This window comes from Kineosporia corallincola (genome assembly GCF_018499875.1).
Classification (GTDB): domain Bacteria; phylum Actinomycetota; class Actinomycetes; order Actinomycetales; family Kineosporiaceae; genus Kineosporia; species Kineosporia corallincola.
Genome location: NZ_JAHBAY010000009.1, coordinates 71,071 through 90,437 on the forward strand (window position 1 = coordinate 71,071; position 19,367 = coordinate 90,437).

At 72.4% G+C, this 19,367-nt stretch carries 17 protein-coding genes; 11 read left to right on the plus strand and 6 right to left on the minus strand.

The features are described 5' to 3' along the window. Positions 1–5: 5 nt before the first annotated feature. Together KIH74_RS37880 and KIH74_RS21320 are read right to left on the minus strand one after the other, a co-directional pair. The gene (locus tag KIH74_RS37880) at positions 6–128 is read right to left on the minus strand and encodes a hypothetical protein (protein ID WP_281418062.1); all 123 of its coding nucleotides are present in this window, start codon (positions 126–128) and stop codon (positions 6–8) included. 84 nt (positions 129–212) lie between these two features. Continuing rightward, positions 213–890, minus strand: a complete 678-nt coding sequence (locus tag KIH74_RS21320; RefSeq protein ID WP_214157834.1) for a Crp/Fnr family transcriptional regulator — start codon at positions 888–890, stop codon at positions 213–215. Between the two features lie 412 nt (positions 891–1,302). Here KIH74_RS21320 and KIH74_RS21325 point away from each other — a divergent pair, with 412 nt between their 5' ends. The 6 genes from KIH74_RS21325 to KIH74_RS21350 are packed head-to-tail and all read left to right on the plus strand — an operon-like array spanning position 1,303 to position 8,946. Beyond that, positions 1,303–2,073, plus strand: a complete 771-nt coding sequence (locus KIH74_RS21325) for a cupin domain-containing protein (RefSeq protein ID WP_214157835.1) — start codon at positions 1,303–1,305, stop codon at positions 2,071–2,073. Continuing rightward, positions 2,070–4,640 (plus strand): hypothetical protein, encoded by a 2,571-nt coding sequence (locus KIH74_RS21330; RefSeq protein WP_214157836.1) that lies wholly within the window; start codon positions 2,070–2,072, stop codon positions 4,638–4,640. Before KIH74_RS21325 ends, KIH74_RS21330 begins: the two co-directional genes overlap by 4 nt. Before the next feature lie 13 nt (positions 4,641–4,653). Further along, positions 4,654–5,586 carry a hypothetical protein gene (locus KIH74_RS21335; RefSeq protein WP_214157838.1) on the plus strand — a complete coding sequence of 311 codons (933 nt, stop codon included), beginning with the start codon at positions 4,654–4,656 and terminating at the stop codon, positions 5,584–5,586. Beyond that, on the plus strand, positions 5,583–6,845 hold the full coding sequence (locus KIH74_RS38810) for an OmpA family protein (protein WP_214157840.1): 1,263 nt from the start codon (positions 5,583–5,585) through the stop codon (positions 6,843–6,845). Before KIH74_RS21335 ends, KIH74_RS38810 begins: the two co-directional genes overlap by 4 nt. 11 nt (positions 6,846–6,856) lie before the next feature. Continuing rightward, positions 6,857–8,389 carry a hypothetical protein gene (locus KIH74_RS21345; RefSeq protein ID WP_214157841.1) on the plus strand — a complete coding sequence of 511 codons (1,533 nt, stop codon included), beginning with the start codon at positions 6,857–6,859 and terminating at the stop codon, positions 8,387–8,389. Further along, positions 8,386–8,946, plus strand: coding sequence for a hypothetical protein (locus tag KIH74_RS21350; RefSeq protein WP_214157842.1), 561 nt, complete (start codon positions 8,386–8,388; stop codon positions 8,944–8,946). The genes KIH74_RS21345 and KIH74_RS21350 overlap by 4 nt, the downstream gene beginning before the upstream one ends. 39 nt (positions 8,947–8,985) lie before the next feature. Here the strand turns inward: KIH74_RS21350 and KIH74_RS21355 are convergent, their stop codons facing one another. Together KIH74_RS21355 and KIH74_RS21360 are read right to left on the minus strand one after the other, a co-directional pair. After that, complete coding sequence (locus KIH74_RS21355) at positions 8,986–10,161, minus strand: iron-containing alcohol dehydrogenase (RefSeq protein ID WP_214157843.1); 1,176 nt, start codon at positions 10,159–10,161, stop codon at positions 8,986–8,988. A gap of 27 nt (positions 10,162–10,188) precedes the next feature. Continuing rightward, complete coding sequence (locus KIH74_RS21360) at positions 10,189–10,917, minus strand: DinB family protein (RefSeq protein ID WP_214157844.1); 729 nt, start codon at positions 10,915–10,917, stop codon at positions 10,189–10,191. A gap of 163 nt (positions 10,918–11,080) precedes the next feature. On the opposite strand from KIH74_RS21360, the gene KIH74_RS38815 reads away from it, so the two are divergent. After that, positions 11,081–11,566: a cupin domain-containing protein gene (locus KIH74_RS38815; protein ID WP_214157845.1), complete on the plus strand. Its 486-nt coding sequence runs from the start codon at positions 11,081–11,083 to the stop codon at positions 11,564–11,566. Between the two features lie 665 nt (positions 11,567–12,231). Then, the gene (locus tag KIH74_RS21370) at positions 12,232–14,142 is read left to right on the plus strand and encodes an LCP family glycopolymer transferase (protein WP_214157846.1); all 1,911 of its coding nucleotides are present in this window, start codon (positions 12,232–12,234) and stop codon (positions 14,140–14,142) included. 114 nt (positions 14,143–14,256) lie between these two features. On the opposite strand, the gene KIH74_RS21375 is transcribed toward KIH74_RS21370, so the two are convergent. Continuing rightward, positions 14,257–15,228, minus strand: coding sequence for a threonine ammonia-lyase (locus KIH74_RS21375; RefSeq protein WP_214157847.1), 972 nt, complete (start codon positions 15,226–15,228; stop codon positions 14,257–14,259). A gap of 34 nt (positions 15,229–15,262) precedes the next feature. Next, complete coding sequence (locus tag KIH74_RS21380) at positions 15,263–16,084, minus strand: RICIN domain-containing protein (protein WP_214157848.1); 822 nt, start codon at positions 16,082–16,084, stop codon at positions 15,263–15,265. A gap of 216 nt (positions 16,085–16,300) precedes the next feature. On the opposite strand from KIH74_RS21380, the gene KIH74_RS21385 reads away from it, so the two are divergent. From KIH74_RS21385 to KIH74_RS38820, 3 genes are all read left to right on the plus strand, one after another. Then, positions 16,301–17,863 (plus strand): LamG domain-containing protein, encoded by a 1,563-nt coding sequence (locus KIH74_RS21385; protein WP_214157849.1) that lies wholly within the window; start codon positions 16,301–16,303, stop codon positions 17,861–17,863. Between the two features lie 50 nt (positions 17,864–17,913). Further along, on the plus strand, positions 17,914–18,468 hold the full coding sequence (locus tag KIH74_RS21390) for a hypothetical protein (RefSeq protein WP_214157850.1): 555 nt from the start codon (positions 17,914–17,916) through the stop codon (positions 18,466–18,468). Positions 18,469–18,548: 80 nt separating this feature from the next. Beyond that, positions 18,549–19,355, plus strand: coding sequence for a helix-turn-helix transcriptional regulator (locus KIH74_RS38820; protein ID WP_214157851.1), 807 nt, complete (start codon positions 18,549–18,551; stop codon positions 19,353–19,355). Positions 19,356–19,367: the final 12 nt, after the last annotated feature.

The following is a 19,367-nucleotide window of genomic DNA, read 5'->3' on the forward strand; positions in this document are numbered from 1 at the left end:
GGGGCTCAGGCCGGGCCGTCGATCGGCGACGGCGTCGAATAACCGGGTTCCAGGTATTTCGCGATCACCTGCTTTCCGTGAATCACGATCTTGTCGCCTTTGCTGCTGAACTCGCGTTCTGCGATCACGCCGTCCTCCGGGCGCGGAATTCCGATGATCGTCTGATCGTGGTGAACGGCTCTCCGGACGCCGGATATCGTCAGGCCACGGGATCAGGCATTCCAGCGTTCCCGGATGGATTCCTCCAGCGCGGCCAGGGTGAGCAGCCCGGTCTCGTCGGTGATGATCTGTTCCCGGTACCGGGAGATCACCAGCCCGTCGTCCTTCATTCTGCGCAGCGCCCGGTTCACCGCCGGCTCGGACGCCCCGATCAGCGCGGCCAGCTCGGGCTGGGTCAGGGCGACGCCGACCCGCACGCCCTCCGACGTCGGGTACCCGTGCCGGCCGGCCAGGTCGACCAGGAGCCGGGCCAGGCGGACGTTCACCTCGTAGGTGCCGAAGTCGACGCGACGATGATTGGCCCAGCGCAGTTTCGCGCTCACCACGGCGCTCATGGCCAGGGCCGCGGACGGGTGCTCGCGGAAGAAGCCCTGGAGCTCGGCCGGGCTGATCACGCGCGTCATCACCAGCCCGGCCGCGGTGACGTTCGCCGAGCGCGGCTGGCCGTCCAGGGCCGCCAGCTCGCCGATCACGTCACCCCGCACGCGCACGGCCAGCGCGGTCAGGTCGCCCTCGTCGGTGGCGCCGAGCACCTTCACCACCCCCGCGGTGATCAGGAACAGGTGCCGCGAACGTTCACCCTGGATCACCAGATGGCTGCCGGGACTGAATTCCCGGACCCTCCCGAGGGCCAGCATGGCCTCGCGCACGGGGTTCTCCACCAGCGTCATGAAACTTCCCCGGGGCCACGTCTCCGGCGACATATGTGTTTTCCCCTCCCCGTCGCGGTCGAGCGGAACTCGATGTTAGAACCGGGTGGTAGCCGATGCCCGGGAAAGGCCGAAAGAAAACCGCGCTTTTATCCTGGATCACTATTAGCAATGGATCTCTGACGCTGTGTGACCGCCCGGCACCGAGGGTTTTCCCCCGGTAATTGCGCGGTGCTACTCATCCGTACGGACTATCTCCCGGAGAAAGCATTCGGCCGCCCCGAATCCGACTTACGGTCGGCGGTGTCGTCGTCGGGACGGCGCATTCCGGAAAACCGGGTGCGCGACTTCCGGGAACCCGCTCCCTGACGGGATCTCTCAGCCCGCGGCGGCTCATCGTGGACGTATGACCCCACTATCCCGAGGAGGTGCCGTGAGTGATGCCCCCGGAGCGCCGGCGATCCGGCGCATGAACATCTCGGCCGACCTGGAGCGGTACACGCGCTGGTCGCGCGAGGAGCAGGCGAAGGCGCAGAGCGGGCTCAAGGACGTGCTGCGCTCCGCCGCCGCGGCGACCGGCCTCCCGATCGAGTCCTGGTACCTCCAGCCGGCCGGTGACGCGGAACTGGCGGTGCTGCCGCCCGGGATCGACGAGGGCGAGGTGATCCGGGAGTTCCCCCGCGCCCTGCGACGGCGGCTGTACGAGGTGAATCGTGGTGTGTCGGAACGTGTCCGGCTGCGCATGCGGGTCGCCATGCACGTCGGCATCACCGCCCTGGGAGACATGGGTTTCGTCGGTGCCGCCCCGATCGCGGTCACCCGCATGCGGGACAGCGCGCCGGTGCGGGAGGCGATGGAACTGAACCCGGACGCCGACTTCGCGCTGGTGATCTCCGAGGTGCTGCACGAAGACCACCTGGGGCACCTCGACCACGAGTACAACATGGACACGTTCCGGCGGATCGAGATCGACATCCCGTCGAAGGGCTATCGGGGCAACGCTTTTCTGTACGTGCCGCCGACCCGGGTGGTGGCCGGCGAACCGGGGGACTCCCCGGTCGGGAAGGAACCGGAACCGCCGGCCTTCGTGGTGCGTCACGATGCGCTGCTCCACGAGGGCGACAACATCACGCTGGGGCCGAACAGCAGCTTCGTCAGGCGCGACCAGTACAACGGAACGCGCTCGCGCCGGGAGAAGCCGTGAGCGGGAACCCGGCGGAGGGACCTGCCGAACCGGGCCGGGACGAACGGGGCCGGGACGAACCCGGCCGGGACGAACCCGGCCGGGACGAACCCGGCCAGGTTGAACCGGGTCGGGGCGATCCGGGTTGGGCCGAGTCGGGTCGGGCCGAGCCGGGGCAGGCCGGGCCGGGTCAGACCGGGCCGGGCGGGCTGGGCGGGCCGGGCGCCGGGCCGCCCCGGGAATCGGTGTCCGGGGAAAAGTCCACGGACGACGTGGCTTTCCCGGTTCCCTCCCAGCGAGGGCTGCCGGAGCCCGGTGACGCCGGGGGCGAGCACCGGCCGCCCGGGGACGACGTCAATGTGCGGACCGGCCGGCGCAGCAAGGAGGCTGAGCCGGAGGATCCGGTCAACGAGCGCACGCGCAGCATCCGGAGCGCGGACGACGGTGCGTACGGCCTGCTCGGTGTGGCGAGTCATTCCGCCCGGACGCACCGGGGCGACAACGTCACGATGGGCGAGGGGTCCGGGTACGCCGGCCGGGACCAGTACAACGGCGGCCAGTCCTTCGTGACGGACGTGGCGGGCGACCACCACCAGCTGGAGAACGGCGACGTCGTGTACGGCGGCAAGACGGCGGGCGACGAGGTGGCCGGCGACAAGGTGGCGGGTGACAAGCACAGTCACGTGCACTACGGCGGCGGCCGGCCCGACCAGGCCGGCCGGATGCCGGAACAGCAGCTGACCAGGGTGCTGAGAACCCATGTCGGCACGCCCGGTTTCAACGCGGTGCTGGAGCGCCTGCGGGCCGACCGGCTGGTGGTGCTGCGGGGGCCGCGGAACACCGGGCGGCACCACACCGCCGTCGCGGCCCTGGCTCTCGGGCCGAACAGCGGTGGCGGGGTGTACCAGCTGCCGGGCGCCTTCGAGCCCGGCCCTCTGCCCGCCGACCCGGAGACCGAGGGGATGCAGGCGCCCGGCTACTTCCTCGACGCCACGGGCAGGGACTGGATGAGCCGCCCGGACCTGGCCGCGGCCGGGGTGATGATCGCCGAGCTGGTGAAGCCGTCGCCGCAGGGCCGGCGTCCCTCCATGGTGGTCATCGCCGACGAGGAGGACGTGTCGGACATCTGGCGGCCCTACCTGGTGGAGCACGTTCCGCCGCCGGCCCTGGAGGTGCTGAGAAGGCATCTGCACAGCCTGTACTCGGTGACCGACCCGGAGGCGTGCATCGCCGAGGCGCGCCGGGCGCCGGACGTGGCCGAGACCCTGGACCGGATGTCGGACCCGTGGGACGCGGCGGCCCAGGCGGAGGCGCTCGGTGCCTGGGAGGCGGACGGGCGCCGGGGCCGGCCCGGCACCCGCAGGGCCCGCGAACGTGCCCTGCGCGCGTCGGCCCGGGAACTGCTGGCCGGCAGCGCCCGGGCGCCGAAGGTGCAGGGATTCGTCCTCGCCGCCTCGGTGCTCGACGGCGAGGCGGAGAACGACGTCATCATCGCCGCCCGCGACCTGACCGGCCGGCTGCGCCTGGCCCAGTCGCACACCGAGCCGGCCGCGATCGAGGTCTTCGGTGAACCGGTGCGGCTGTGGTTCCCGCACGCCGACGTGGCCGTTCCCACCCTGGAACTGGAGAACCCGCAGGCGGTTCCGGTGCGACGGGGCCTGTCCGGGCGTCCCCGGGTGGCCCTGCGCGAGCCGATGCTGGCCGGTTCCGTGCTGGAGATCGCCTGGTCCGACTACGAGGAGACGCGCGACCCGGTCTGCACCTGGCTGGAGTCGCTGTGCCAGTGGCCCGACGTCACCGTGCGGCAGCGCGCGGCCTATGCGGCGGCCCGCCTGGCCTCGCTCGACTTCAGCTCGCTGGAGGAGATGCTGTTGCGCCCCTGGGCCGACAGTGGGCGCGCCGCGCTCGTCCAGGCCACCGGGCGGGCCCTGGAAGGCATTGTGCTGCGCGGTGACTCGGCCGTCCCGGCGCTGCGGCTGCTGACCCGGTGGTCTCGCGGCGGGTCGGCCGGGCGCGCGGTCGCGGTGCTCCAGGCCTACGGCGGGCCGATCGGGCAGGAGCGGCCGGGCCCGGCGCTGCGGGCGGTGGACGACGTGCTGGCGCGCGACGCCGGCCTGGGCCGTTACGCCCAGTGGACCCTGGCCCAGATGTTCCGCTTCGGCGCCGGGCCGGAGGTGGTCGAGCACCTGACCGATTGGCAGAAAAAGGTTTTCGTGGTGCGGGAACAGGCCTGCGGGGCGTTCACGCAGATCGTCCTCCAGGGTCGCGAGACGGCGTCCGGCCGGCTGGTGCCGGAGATCGCCGCGCTGGTCCGCGAACGACGGCTGAGGCGCTCGGACGTGGTGCGGCTCTGGACCGGGGCCCTGAGGTCGCGCACCTACGGCGACCGGGCCTGGAGCCGGCTGCGGGTGTGGTCCGACGTGGCCCACCGGGCCGGACCGGCCGACCAGCTGGAGACCGAGACCCTGGCGCTGGTCAGGAGCCTGATCGACGAGGTGGGTCAGCACCCGGACCTGCGTCACCGGATGCGCGACCAGCGCGACATCTGGACCGAAGCACGTCAGTCACGTGGCACGCGGACGGCCTGAGGAGATGGACGACATGACGAGACCGACCGGGACGGAACGTTTCCGGGACCTGATGTACCGGTTCTGGAGGTGGATCACCTTCCGGTCCGGGCAGCCACCGGCGGACGGGGGGCCGCCCGCCGTCACCGCGAACGAGGTCACGGCGGAGGACCGGAGGATCTTCATCCACCCCGACCCGGTGGTGCTCAGCTGGGAGACCCCGGCCCGCGGCGACGCCTTCCCCCTCGTCGTCCAGGCACGGATCACCTGGACGGCCCAGCGGGTGCGGGAGGACGACGAGAAGCAGGACCAGGTGACGAAGGCGCTCCAGGACGCTGTCTCCGGCGTCCGGGAGAGTCTGGAGGCGGGACTGCACCAGGAGGTGCGCGACATCGTCCGGGAGTTCCCGCCGTGGCGCGCCGCCCAGGCGGAGCAGGCGCTGGCCCGGGAACTGGCCTCCACGGTCTGCCACTCCGACGGTGACATCGAGTGCCACCGGACCTTTTTCGTGTCCCTGGCCGAGCCGGTGCGGCAGCGGCTGGAGGCCTCCACGTTCCAGAACCTGGACCTGGAGATGCGGGGCGAGCTCTCGGTGGCGGGAGCGACCGTGATGACCCAGGCCCGCGAGGCCTGGCACTCCTTCCTGAGGGAGGGCGTGGACCAGCTGGGCCGGCCCGAGCACGGCGAGCGCCCCACCTTCACCGGCTGGATGGCGCCCTGGGCCACGCACCTGGCCGAGAACCCCGGCCAGGTGGGCAAGATCCTGCGCGAGATGTACGACGAGCGGGAGCGCAAGGTGGAGACGCTCTTCACCGAGGTGCACCGGATGACGGCCGGGCAGTCCGACGTCGGCGTCCTGAACTTCACGCTCAAGCACGACTCGGCGCTGCGCGCCCTGTTCGACACGATGATGGTGCAGGTGCCGCCCCCGGCCCCGGGTTCGCCCTTCGCCCAGGACAACTCGTGAACCGGGTCGTGGCGCAGACCGTGGTCCTGGTCTCCGCCCTGGTCCTCACCGGCTGTGTCACCGGGCGGGCCGGCGGTACCACCGGTGCGCAGGTGGCCGGCCAGGCCTGTTCCTGGCTCCGGGACGCGGCGCCCGGCGCCCCGGAGCGCCCCCGGGACGACCGGGTGGTCCTGATCGACCGCAGCGCCTCCTTCCGGGCCTCCTCCGAGGCCAGTGAGCGTGGTGCGGCGCTGGTGGACCAGGCCGCCGCGGCCGCCGTCGCCGCGTACGGTGAGCCCGACGTCCGCTCGTTCTCGCTGGGCCTCTTCGACGCCGGTGCGAAGATCCACTGGCTGGCGAGTCAGGTCGAGCTGCCGGGGGCCACCGGCAACGACGACACCGGCGTCACCACCCAGCGCGACGAGGCCCAGGCGTGCGTGGGGGATCTGCTGCGGGAGAACCTCTTCCGGCCGACGACCGTGAGCGGCACGGACGTGGCCCGGGCGGTGAGCCGGGGCGCGGGCCAGCTGGTGCGTGACGCCGGGCAGCGGCGGATCGTGGTGTTCGGCGACGGGCTCTCGAACGCCGGGTGCGCCGATCTCGGCCGGCCTGAGCTGCGGGAGCCGGAGCCGCTGCCGACGTCGCAGATCTACACCAACTGCGGCGAGCACGAACCCCTGGACCTGAACGGTGTCACGGTCGAGTTCGTCGCGATCGGGGAGCCGCTGGGGCAGGAGATCGAACCGGCGCAGCAGGAATGGCTCGATGCGTTCTGGACCGGGTTCGTCACCTCGGCCGGCGGGACCTTCGAGACCGGAAACGGTTCCGGGGAGCCGCTTCCGCCGGACGATCCGGACGGCTCGTCCGCCGACGACCCCGTCGTCACCCTTCCCTCGGTTCCCGGCGACGGCGTGCGGACGGTGGATGAGGACGTCCCGCTGGAGTCCGACGTCCTGTTCGCCACCGCCGAGCACACGTTCCGCCCCGGAGGGGAGGCGGAGGTGCTGCGCCGGCTGGAGCGGTACCGCACCAAGAAGCAGCTGCACGTTCGGGTGACGGGCTACACCGACGAGCGGGGGAGTTCGCACGACAACGACCTGCTGTCCGGGCGGCGTGCGATGACCGTGCGAAAATTCCTGGAGAAGAACGGTTTCGAGGAGGTGGAGAGCAGCGGCGCGGGGGAGTCGTCACCGCTGTGCCGGGAGTCGGCCCCGGAGTGCTGGAAGCGGAACCGGCGGGTCGAGATCCACCTCAGCTATGTCGAGTACGCGGCGGAATGAGGAGAGCGGCGATGACCGACCATCACCCCGAGCCCGATCAGGAAGACATCGCGGAGGCCGAGATCGTCGAGGACGATCCGGTGACGGCGGGCACGGTGGTGCCGCTGCCGGCCGAGGCCCGACGGCATCCCGGCGTCTGCTTCCACGGCTGTGGCTGCGGCATTCACACGCTGGTCAGCGGGAACCTGCGGATGCCGGCCCGGTCGCCGCGGGAACTGGACAACGGCGAGATGTCGCAGCTGTTCGCCGCCGCACGGCGCACCACCGGAATGCTCTCCGGTCACCGTAAGTCGTTGCAGGAAGCCGGTGTCCGGCTGGAGCTCAGCGCCACCGAGGCCGATCTGCGGCTGGACGAGTTCCGGCGGGCGGTGCACGGCAACGGCGTCGGCCGGGCGACCGGACTGATGCTGCGGCTGGAACGGGACTACCGGCTGCTGCCGCCGGAGTTCCTGCGCGCCCCGGGCGTGGTGATCCATCTGCTGGCCCTGGCCGTGTTCGGGACGGTTCTGGTGTTCGACTTCTTTTTCTTCTACCGTCTTTTCACCGATCTGCTGCGGGTGCCGGTCGACCCCAGCCCGCTGGAGCGGGCGCCGGCCCAGGCGGTCAGCCTGGTGCTGCCGCTGGCCCTGGTCCTGGCCGGCCGGTTGCTGAGCGCGCCGGTCTGGAGGTTGCTGGCCCACTGGCGGCGCCCGCCCGGGCCGGACACCAGCCCCTGGGCGTACCGGGCCCTGCGGGTGACGCAGGTCGTCGCGATCTGCGCCTTCCCGCTGTATCTTCTGGTGGTCCTGGTCAACTGGGCGGTGATCCGCGGAGAGGTGATGCGGGACAAGCTGTTCCAGCCGGTTGACCAGGCCGTGGTGGCTCTGGTGCTGCTGCTGGCGGTGACCACGGTCGCGGTCGAGGTGATGATCTCGAACCCCTACGTCACGAGTCTGGCCCGGGCGCGGAAGGACGCCGCGAAGCAGCTGAAGCAGGTGGTGGCCCGGCGCGACGCCGCCCGCGCCGCGATCGGTGAGCAGGAGCACGCCTGGCGGGCCCTGCGCATCCTGCACGACGACCTGCTCGGCCGGGCCCGCTCCGACCTGGGCCGGGTGTGGGAGATGCTGATCCTGCCGTCCCGGTTCGTGCACGGCCGGGCCGGGGACGTGGCCCCGGCCCTGAGCGGGACGGACGACGTCGTCATCGACCTGCGGGACGGGATCCCCGCCGGTTCCTCCTCGACCGGTCAGGCGGAGAGCGACGTCTTCCAGTTCTTCTCCGGGATCCGCAGCCCGATGCCGTTGCTCGGCCCGCTGGACGAGACCGCCCGGCGGATCCGTGATCTCGACCCGGCGCGGAAGCTGGCCGAATGGCACGAGCTGGGGCGGATGCTCGTGCTCCAGGCCCGGGACCCCGCGGTCGCGGTGCCGGATCCGGAACCTGCGCCGGCACCCGATTCGCAGCCTGGGCCGGCACCGGAATCAGCACCGGAAACAGCATCTGGGCCGGCGTCTTCGCCCGGCTTCCCGACCGGCGCCCGAACGAACGAGGACGTGATCGCGTGAACACCGAGCAGCCCGTGACGGCCGACCGGCCCGGGAGTACCGACGAGCCCCTGGCAGCCGGCCCGCCCGTGACCACGAGCCCGCCCGTGACCATCGACCAGCGCGTGAGCACCGGCCAGCCCCTGGCCACCGACCAGCCCGTGGCCGGAAAACCGTACTCCCGCTGGTATCTCCGGCGCGATCTGAGCCGGGCCGCCCGTCGCTGGGACCAGGCGGAGGAGGCGATCCGGGCGTTCCATGGCCGGCGGGAGACCATGACCTGGCCCGGCCGGATCGTCGGCCGGCGATCCTCCCGCCGGGCGCACCGGGCGGTGCGCGCCTACGGCCAGGCCTACGCCCGGGCCCTGGAACGTTGCACGCTGGAACTGGAGACGGTGCCGGAACCGGGCGAGCGGGAAGCCCTGCGGGCGGTCCTGACCGGGGCGGACCGCACGCTGTCGACCCTGACCATCCTGCCGCTGGCCGCACCGCTGAGTGTTGCTGTCCGCGGGCTGGTCTCGCGGCCGCCGGAGCGCCTGCGGGCCCGGTTGCGGACCCCTCCCAGGCGGGCCGGTTAGGCCCGCCGGGCGGTGCCACGGGTTCAGCGGGTCACGGGTTCAGCGGGAGGCGAGCACCGCCGCCCGCATCTCGTCGCGGGTCAGCGGCAGCGGGTTCGCCTTGGTGGACGACGCGGACAGGGCGCCCTCGACGAGCTCGCCCACCTCGTCGTCCACGAGCCCGAGGTCGTCGAGGCGGGGAACGCCCAGGGCGCGCACCAGATCACCCAGCGCCGCCACGGCCTGCTCGGCGCCGGCCTCCGGGTCGCCGGTCACCAGCGGGCCGAGCGCGTCGAACCGGGCCCGGGCCACGGGGTCGGGGGCCCGGCGCAGCGCCACCAGGTCGGCTTCCAGGGTGGCGGGCAGGAACGCCGCGCACAGCGCACCGTGCGGGGCGCCGAGCATGCCGCCCGCCACCCCGGCCAGGCCGTGCACCGCGCCGAGCCCGGCGTTCGCCAGGCAGATCCCGCCGAGAAGTGAGGCCAGGGAAAGGTCTTCGCGCACCGCCGGGTCGTCGGTGCCCTCGGCGGCGGCACGCGGCAGCGAGCGCAGCGACGCGCTCAGGCCCTGCCGGGCCAGCGCGTCGGTGACCGGGTTGGCACGCTTCGACACCAGCGGCTCGACCAGCTGCACCAGGGCGTCCAGGCCGCCGTGCACCAGGGGCGCGCGGGGTAGACCGCGCAGCAGGTCGGGGTCGACGACCGCGGTGCGGGCCAGCATCGCGGGCGAGCGCAGGCTGACCTTCACCCGGCCGGCGGTGAGCACGGCGTTGCGGGTGACCTCGGAGCCGGTGCCCGCCGTCGTCGGCACCGCGATCCACGGCAGCACCGGCCCGGTCAGCGGCCGGCCGTGGCCCACCACCTCCAGGTGGTCGAGGGGGTCGCCGTTGTGGACGAGGGCGGCCACCGCCTTGGCCGTGTCGAGCACCGATCCGCCGCCGACGGCCAGTACCGCCGTGACCCCGGCCGCGCGGGCCGTGCCCACCGCCTCCCGCACCACGTCGACCGACGGTTCACCCACCACCCGCACGGTGGTGCCGGTCGCGCCGAGTTCTCCCAGCCGCTCGCGCAGCGGCGCGGCGTGCCGGTCGGACGACCCGGTGACCAGCAGCACGCCACCGCCGTCCGCGGCGGCCGCGGCCAGCCCGGCCGCCTCACCGGCCCGGCCCGCGCCGAACCGGATGTCGCCGGGCAGGGTCAGGGCGAACGGTTTACCCAGGAAAGAGTTTTCGGACATGCCGCCACGGTATCGAGTGCCGGACGGTCACGACCGGGCCGTCAGGACCGCCAGGTCGCGTTCCGCGTAGAGCCGGTGTTCCCATTCCTCGTTCAGCACGGTGCCCAGGCACTCGGCCACCGGGTAGCGGTCGGCCGGCGGATAACCGGGCCCGTCGACCGGCTCGGTGTGCGCGGCCAGCCGGTCCGGGGTGAGACCGTCGAGCACCCGGCGCACCGTGGCCGCCCGCTGCGCGCGCAGGGCGAGTACCTCGTCGAGGCCCGGCCGGGCGGCACGGTCCCAGGGCACGTCCGGGTCGGGGTCCATCTCGTCGAACGGCAGGCTCAGCGGGTGCCAGGGCCGGGGTTCGCCCAGCACCGCCCGCCCCACCCAGATGTCGGTGGCGAACAGCAGGTGCCGCAGCGTCTCCACGAACGACCACTCGTCGTCCACCCGCTCGTGCAGCAGGTGCGGCGGCAGGGCCCGGGCCCGTTCGACGGTGCCGGCCCACAGCGTCTCCAGGATGTCCCAGGCCTGCCGGAACCCGTCGGCGTCGGTGGGCCGCATCAGGGCGCGCTGCGGGTGGCGGCGGTCCAGCTCGGCCTCGATCAGCGGGCCCACGTCCACGCCGTTGACGCGCAGCCCCTGGATCTCGCCGTCGATCTCCACCCGGTCCACCCAGACGCCACGCATCCGGACCTTCCAGAAGCTGGCCCGCGCCACCTGGACGTCGTGGACCCGGGCATCGGTGAGCTTCACGCCGGCGAACTCGGTCATGCCCGGAAGTCTGGCAGCAGACCCTTGCGGGAGAGGGCTTATCGCACGTTTTACATCCCGGGCGTGGCAGGGGGCGGGGCGGGTCGCGCAGGCTGGGGGGGATGCGGACGAGGGCGAGCAGCGCCGGACCGGGCCGGGTTTCGGCCCGCCCGCGGTGCCCGGCGTGCGCACCGACGCCGTGATCGGTTCCTCCGGCAACCCGCCCGCACCCGCCCGCACCGAAACCGAGGTATGCCCGATGAACGACGACGTGATCCGCCCCGGCACCCCCTCTGCCACCGGCGAGCCCCGGCTGCGCCCGGCACGGCCGCTGGTCAGTGCGGCTCCCGGCACACCGCGCATGAAGAGCCGGTGGATCTTCCCGCCCGAGCGTGAGGGCTGGCCCGACTTCGGCCTGTCGGAGTGGTCACTCACCGGCGCGAGCTGGTCGGACCATCACCCGCACAGTGAGACCAACGTGGTGCTGGAAGGTGAACTGCACGTGGAGAGCGGTGGCACCACGGTGGTCGCGCGGGCCGGTGACACGGTCACCGTGCCGCCCGGGGCCCAAGGGCGTTACTGGGCACCGGTGTACGCCCGCATGCTGGCCATCTACGGGCCCAATCCGACCGGTGCGCCCACCGAGCTGATCGGTTACGAGGAGGTCTGATCGCCGTTCCGGTGAAAGGTTGCCCGCCGTCGGGAAGAGTTGCGAGAAAGTGATATTGGGTTCTCGCTGTGACCGGAATTCCTGAGACTTGTATGTGGAACCGGCATGGTGCGGGGCTGGGCGCAATTCGGTCGTCCGAGAAGTCGTAGAATGGAAGTGCTTGCAAGATAAGCACTTTGCGCGACCACGCGTATCCGCTGAGTAACCGGATTCTTTCTTTCTGGTCTGCGGTGAGCAAGGACGATCCACCAGCCAGGCGCCGGTCGGCTTTCCCCCGTAGCCGCCGCCTGCCCAGATGACAGGAGGCGAGGGTGAGGCAACCCGACGCCCGCCCCACCGGTGACGACGAGACCCAGCCCCTCACTCGTCCGTCCCTGCCAGAACCACCGGCGCCCGAGGCGACCGTCCCCACGTCACCCGCCGGCGCGCCGCCTGTCACGGGAGCACCCGTCACGGGACGGCCCGTCGCCGCGCCACCTGTTGCCGCGCCACCTGTTGCCGCGCCACCTGTTGCCGCGCCACCTGTCGTGGAGGCGCCTGCCGAAGGGATGCCCACCACGGGACGGCCCGTCGCCGCCGCGCCCGTTGTCAGGGCGTCCGGTGTGGGGACGTCCGGTGCGGGGACGTCTGGTGCGGAGGCGTCTGGTGCGGGGACGGCCCCGACGGTGACCTCGGGCGCGGGGAAGGGCGGGGCCGGTTCGTCCGGGCCCGCGTCGTCCACCAACGCGTCGTCCACCAACGCGTCGTCCACCAACGCGTCGTCCACCAACGCGTCGTCCACCAACGCGTCGTCCACCAACGCGTCGTCCACCAACGCGTCGTCCACCAACGCGTCGTCCACCGACTCGCTGCCCACCGACGTGGCCGCCGGCGGCTCGGCCGGCCATGCGGCGTCCACCGGTGGTTCGCCCTCGGCCGGGACGCCCGCAAACCCCACGAGCACGGACGGCGCAGACCCCGGCCCGGCCCCCGCGGCCGGGTCCCACGGCTTCTCCTGGGTGCTGGTCTGGACCGTGATCGGTTCTGTCCTGCCCGGTCTCGGCCTGATCGTGGCCGGCTGGCGCAAGGCCGGCGCGGTCCTGCTCGCCCTGGTCGTGCTGGCCCTCGCGGGTGTCGCGTTCTGGGTGCTGAGCGGTGACATCCTGGAGCGCGGGCTGTCGTTCGCGGTCGACCCCGGGCGGCTGCTCGTGCTGGCGGTCGGCGCGGTCGTGGCCGGCGTGCTGTGGGCCCTGCTCATCCTGCTCACCGGCAGCCAGCTGCGCCGCCGTGCGGTTCTGGGCCGGTGGCAGAAGGTCTTCAGCTGGGTCGTCGTGGCGGTCCTGGTGGTCGGGGTGGGCGTGCCCGCCTACGCGGTGGCCGACTACTCCCTGGTCCAGCGCGACCTGGTGACCACCGTGTTCAACAGCGCCGACGACGCGGACGTCGACGTGGACGACGCCAAGCCGGACGCCGTCGCCGCCGACCCGTGGGCCGGCACCGACCGGATCAACGTGCTGCTGATCGGTTCCGACGCGGGCAAGACCCGCGAGGGCATCCGCCCCGACACCCTGATCGTGGCCAGCATCCAGCCCTCCAGCGGCAACACGGTGCTGTTCAGCCTGCCCCGCAACCTGGAGCGGGTGCCGTTCAAGAAGAACAGCCCGGGCGCGGCGGCCTGGCCCGACGGCTACTACTGCGCCGACGACTCGTGCCTGCTCAACGCCGTCTGGACCTGGGCGCTCGACGCCCCCGGCTACGCCAAGTACAAGAACCCCGGCCTCCAGGCCACCGAGGACGCGGTCACCGGCGTCACCGGTCTGGAGATCGACACCTACGTGATGCTCAACCTGAAGGGGTTCGAGGAGTTCATCGACGCTGTCGGTGGGGTCACGCTGAACGTGTACGAGCGGCTGCCGATCGGCGGCGACTCCGAGCACCCGGAAGAGACCATCGGCTACCTCGAGCCGGGCATGAACCAGGAGATGGACGGCTGGCACGCCCTCTGGTTCGCCCGCAGCCGCTGGAGCACCAGCGACTACGACCGCATGCGCCGCCAGCGCTGCGTGATCGCGGCGGTGACCGACCAGGCCGACCCGGTGACCCTGGCCCGGAACTTCACCAAGATCGCCAAGGCGCTGAAGAGCAACATGTCCACGGCCATCCCGCAGTCCGACCTCCAGGCCTGGGTCGAGCTCGCCACCCGGGTGCAGGGCGCGCAGGTCACAAGCCTGCCGTTCACCGACGACGTGGTCCCCGACCGCACCGACCCGGACTACGGGCTGATCCACCGGCAGGTGAGCAAGGCGATCCGGACCTCCGAGCAGGCCGCCGCCGAGGCCGACGCCACGGCGACGCCCAGCGCGTCGGCCACTGCTTCGGCCACCTCTTCCGCCACTGCTTCGGCCACGGCGTCGGCGGGGTCCACGGCCACCGCGAGCCCCACCGTGAGCCCCACGGCGAAGGCCCGGAGTACCGCCGAGGCGACCACTCGGGGCACTGACGGGAGCACCGGCAAGAACGGCGACAAGAACAAGAACCAGAAGGACGACGAGGAGACCGACCCGACCAGCGCCCAGGACGTCACCGAGGTCTGCTGAGCGCTACCAGGCCGGGTGCGGCGGCGCGGGTTCATGGCTGGACCGGGTGGAATCCTCCACCCGGTCCAGCCATTCGTGCGTCAACGCCCCAGAACCGCCGGGGCTGCTCGACGATCAGCCGGTCCAGCGCCGGAAGGCGGCCGGGTCCACGTTGCTGCCGCAGATCACCGTGGCCACGTGCCGGCCCGCGAACCGCTCCGGCTGCTCCAGCACCGCCGCCACGCCCAGCGCCGCCGACGGCTCGGTCACCAGCCCGGCCCGCTCGAACAGCAGCCGCAGGCCGGCCACGATCGAGGCCTCCCGCACCAGCACGGCGTCGTCGGCGGTGTGCAGCAGGTCGTTCAGCACCTGCGGGATCGGCCGGCGACCGGCCACTCCGTCGGCGATGGTGTCGGCCGTGGCGGTGGTGACCACCTGCCGCCGGTGCCAGGACAGGGTCATCGCCGGTGCCCCCAGCGGCTGCACGCAGATCACCTCGACGCCGGGCGCCAGTTCTCTGAGCACGTGCCCCACACCGGTGGCCAGCGCCCCTCCGCCGAGCGCGACCAGCACCACGTCGATCCGGTGCCCGGCCTCCCGGGCCCGCACCAGCTCCAGCCCGACCGTGGCCGCGCCCTCGCAGGTCTCGATGTCGAGACTGTCTTCCAGCAGCCGGATCCCGTCGCGCCGGGCGATCTCCTGAGCGCGCTCGCGGGCCGGCTCGAAGTCGCCCTCGACCAGTTCCACCCGGGCGCCCAGGGCGCGCACCCGGTCGAGCTTGGTGCGGGAGGCCAGGTGCGACGCCACCACCGTGACGTCGAGCCCGCGGGCCCGGCCGGACCAGGCGACGGCCTGGCCGAGATTGCCCGCGCTGGCGCACACCACGGCCCGCGGCCCGGGGGCCGCGGCCAGCCCGGCCGTCACCATCTCGGTGCCGCGGCCCTTGAAACTGCGCACCGGGTTGGCGGTCTCGAGTTTGAGACTGACCGCGCAGCCGAGCGCGGAGTCGAGTGCCTCGCAGCGGAACAGGGGGGTGTGCTGGAAGACCGGGGCGATCACCTGCTGGGCGGCGCGGATCCGGTCGGTGTCGAGACGGGTGCCGGTCACGGGCCACCAGGCTACCGGCCGGGGCCCCGCAGGGTCAGTGCTCGAAGGTCCACACCTGGGTGATGGCGGAGGCGGAGCAGTCCGTCAGGGCGAGCTTCTGGTCGGGCTGGTCGCGGTTGCCGTCGGCGTCCGAGACGTCCAGGCACAGGCCGGTCTTCACGTTGAGCAGCTGCCAGCCGGTCCCACTCGGCCGGGCGCGGAACACCATGTTGTCGCCGTCGCCCCCGATGCACTCCCAGATCAGCAGGTCGTCGCCGGCCGGCACGGTGCCGTCGCCGTGGGCGTTCAGGCACAGGCCGCTCTTGACGTTGCGGATCAGGAACTCGGCGCCGGAGAGCTCGGCGGCCTGGTACTCCTGGTTGTCGGCGTCGCCCGGGTTGCAGTGCCACTGGGTGGCCACGTCCTCCGAGGCGGCCACGTCGTAGTTCGGCAGGTCCACGCAGAAACCGGTGCCCTGGTTGCGGATCAGGAACCGGCCGCTCAGGTCGGGCACGGCGGCCGCGGTCGTGGTCGAGGTCCGGGTGCTGGTGCTCGTCGAGGTGGCCGGTTTCTTCGTGGCGCTCGTCGGGCTCGCCCCGTCGGCCGGGGTGGTGGTCTTGTGGACGCCCCTGGTCGCCGAGGGGGTGGCGGTGGCGGTCACGGTGGTGGCCTGCGGGGCCGGGGCTCCCGGGTCGGCGGTGGAGCTGGTCGGGGCCGTCACCAGGGTCACGTCGCCGTCGCCGGGCTCGTCGCCCTGGCCGAACGCCACCAGGCCCACGCCCACGCCGGCGATCACCGACACCACCCCGAGGGCCGCCAGGATCAGGTGGCGGCGCGGCCCGTTCGGCACGGTGAGCAGACTCTTCAGGATTCGCACGGATCGCACCTCACGGAGCCGGGGCCCCGTCACTCATGCCGTCGCGGCAGTGATCGCAGTTTGCGGCCAAATAGTGCCACAAGACCCCAATCCACTCCGAATTCGACAGGTCACCCGGCCGCCCGGGCGAATCCGCCCGCCGGCGCGGCGGAAATCCTCAATCCCGGCTCCCGCCGGACGACGGCTGTCTCATTGCCCCTGTTCCGGGAGTGAAGAGTGAATCGGCCTACGGGCGTGCCGCCGATCGTGCTGCTCGTCGTGCTGTGCTGCGCCCTGGCCTGCCTGACCCCCGCCCACCGTCCCGTGCGCGCCGTGCTGGCCGCGTTCAGCGCCACCACCGCCAACCCGGGCAACTCGTTCGCGGCCGCCGGCGCGTTCCTCACCTATCCGCAGGCCGTCCGCGCCGACGGGCCGTCCGTCTACTACCGCGGTGACGAGGCCGACGGCTCGGCGCAGGCGGTGGACAGTTCCGGGAACGGCGTGACGGGCGGCTACCTCAGCGTCGTCCCCAGTTTTCAGGTGCCCGGAGGCCCCGCCGGTGGCAGCGGCGCGGGTGCGGACACCGCCGTGCAGCTCACCGGCGACTCCACCACGGTCGCGTCGCCGAGCATGAGCGTGCCGGCCGCCTTCACCTACGAGGTCTGGTTCCGCACCACCTCGACCGCGGGCGGGCGGGTCGTCGGGTTCGGTGACGCCGGCTCCGGCTACAGCTCCACGGTCGACCGCTACGTCACCCTCACCGGGTCCGGCGCCCTCACCCTGACCGTCGGGTCGAGCACGATCACCTCGTCGGTCACGGGACTCAACGACGGCTCCTGGCACCTGGTCGGCGCCGGTCTCGGCGCCTCCGGCATGCGGCTGTACGCCGACGGCGTGGAGGTCGCCGCCGACGCCGCCACGACCACCGCCACCAGTTTCACCGGGTACCTGCGGCTGGGCGGTGACATCTCCTACTACACCGGCACTCTCGACGAGGCCGTGCTCTACACGAAACAGCTCTCCGCGGCCCGGATGAGCGCCCACTACGCGGCCGGGGCCGCCGCCACCTCGCTGGCGGCCTACACCTCCACGCTCACCGCCGACGGCCCGTGGGCGATCTACCACCTGAACGACGCGCCTGGTACCTCGTACAAGGGCCTCCAGTTCCAGACCCGGCTGCTCGACGCCGGCACCGGCAATCACAAGGGCTGGTACTCCTACGTGCGGCCCAAGGGCGTCACCGGTGGCCGGCCCGGGGCCCTGACCGGCACCGAGGCGGGCAGCACCGCCATGCACTTCGACGGTTCCGGCATCGGCTACTACCCGACCCAGATCAGCAACCCCACCACGTTCTCGCTGGAGTTGTGGTTCCGCACCAGCGGCACCACCGGCGGCGACCTGATCAGCTTCGGCAACACGATGACCGGCGACAGCAGCGTGTACGACCGGATCTGGAAGATGATGGACGACGGCACCCTGACCTTCGGCATCTACGCCGGCGGGCAGATCGTCTCGGCCACCACGACCACGTCGTACAACGACGGCGTCTGGCACCACGGCGTGCTCACCATGAGCCCCGCCGACGGCATGGTGATGTACGTGGACGGCGTACCGGTCGCCACCAACGCCGGTCCCGGCTCACCGCAGAACTATTCGGGCTACTGGCGCTGGGGCGGCGGCAAGAAGTGGGTCACGCCGCCCACCAGCGAGTACTTCTACGGCGAGATGGACGAGGTGGCGATCTACCCGGTCCGCCTCACCGCGCAGCAGGTGGCCCTGCACTACTGGACCAATTCCTGACGATGATCCCGACACCAGGGCGGCCCGGCCGTGCGCGTGGGTGGCTGATCGTGCTCGCCCTCCTGGTGCCGGTGCTGACGCTCGCCCTGGTCCTGTGCCTGGTGCCGGTCGCGTTCTCGGTGTTCTCGGCGCAGACCCCCGTCACGCCGGGGTCGTTCAGCGCGGGCTCGGTGGAACTGACGGACGACGACACGGGCGCCGCCATGTTCACCGCCGGCTCGCTGCGGCCCGGCAGCACGGGCAGCCGGTGCATCGCGGTCAGCTACAGCGGGTCGCTGGCGGCGCAGGTGCGCCTGTTCGTCGCCCCCGGCGACCTGACCGGGACCGGCCTGGACCGCTACCTGACCCTCACGGTCACCGAAGGCACCGGCGGCGGTTCCGGCTCGTGCGCGGGCTTCGCCGCCGCCGGGCCCGCCGACTTCACCGGCACCCTGCGCGATCTCGCGGCCACGGCCACCACCTGGGACAGCGGGATCGGCGGCTTCGCACCGGCCGGGGCCGGCGAGACCCGGGTGTACCGGATCGTCTACACCCTGACCGCGGGGGCCGCCGCCGAGGGGCTGGCCGCCCAGGTGCGGTTCACCTGGGAGGCGCGCAACACCTGAGCCCCCGGCCCCACACAGGTATCAGGAACCCGGCCCGATCCTCCCCACAGAGTGGACCCACGTGACCGGAGGGGGCGACCGTGGACTGGATCGAGCGCGAGTCCGGGCGCTGGCTGGAGGTTCTCACCGAGGCGCTGGACGCCGTGTCGACGGCCTTCCCGGCCCGGCTGCTCGCGACCGAACTGCGTGCCTCGCTCGACGCCCGTGCCGTCTCACTGAACTGGGCCGGCACCCAGGGGCACGGCAGGCAGCGGGGTGCCGAGGTCTGGCCGCCGATCGTGCCGCAGCACCACATCGACGACTTCGTGCAGGGCGCCGCCCTGTTCCGCGACCCGCTGGTGGACTGGCTCGACCGCACCCAGCTGGTGCGGCCGCAGACCTGTGCCCGGGTGCCGCCCGGCTTCGGCGACGAGGCCTCGTTCGCCGGATGGCGTTCCCTGATGCAGGATTTCGGCATCGACCAGCGCCTGGCCGTGCCGTTGCGGCTGGGGCCGCGTTCCCACCTGGCGTTCGTGGCCGGACGGGAGGGCGACGACTTCACCGACGCGCAGATCGCCCTGGCCCGGCGGGTGCGCCCCGCGCTCGCCGCCCTGCACCGGCAGGCGCAGACCCTGGGGGCGCTGCCGGAACCGGTGGTGCGGGCCGGGGCCGGCAGCCGTCTCACCGGCCGGGAGCTGGCGGTGCTGGCCGGGCTCCAGGGTGGCTCGACCGCGTCGTCCATCGCTCGTCAGCTCGACATCTCCGAGCGCACGGTGCACAAACACCTCGAACGCATCTACCGCAAACTCCGCGTGAACGACCGGCTTTCGGCCGTCATCGCGGCGCAGTACGAGGGCCTGCTGCCGGTACGCACCAATGCGTATGGACGCCGCGATCCGGACGGATGACAATCTTTGTCG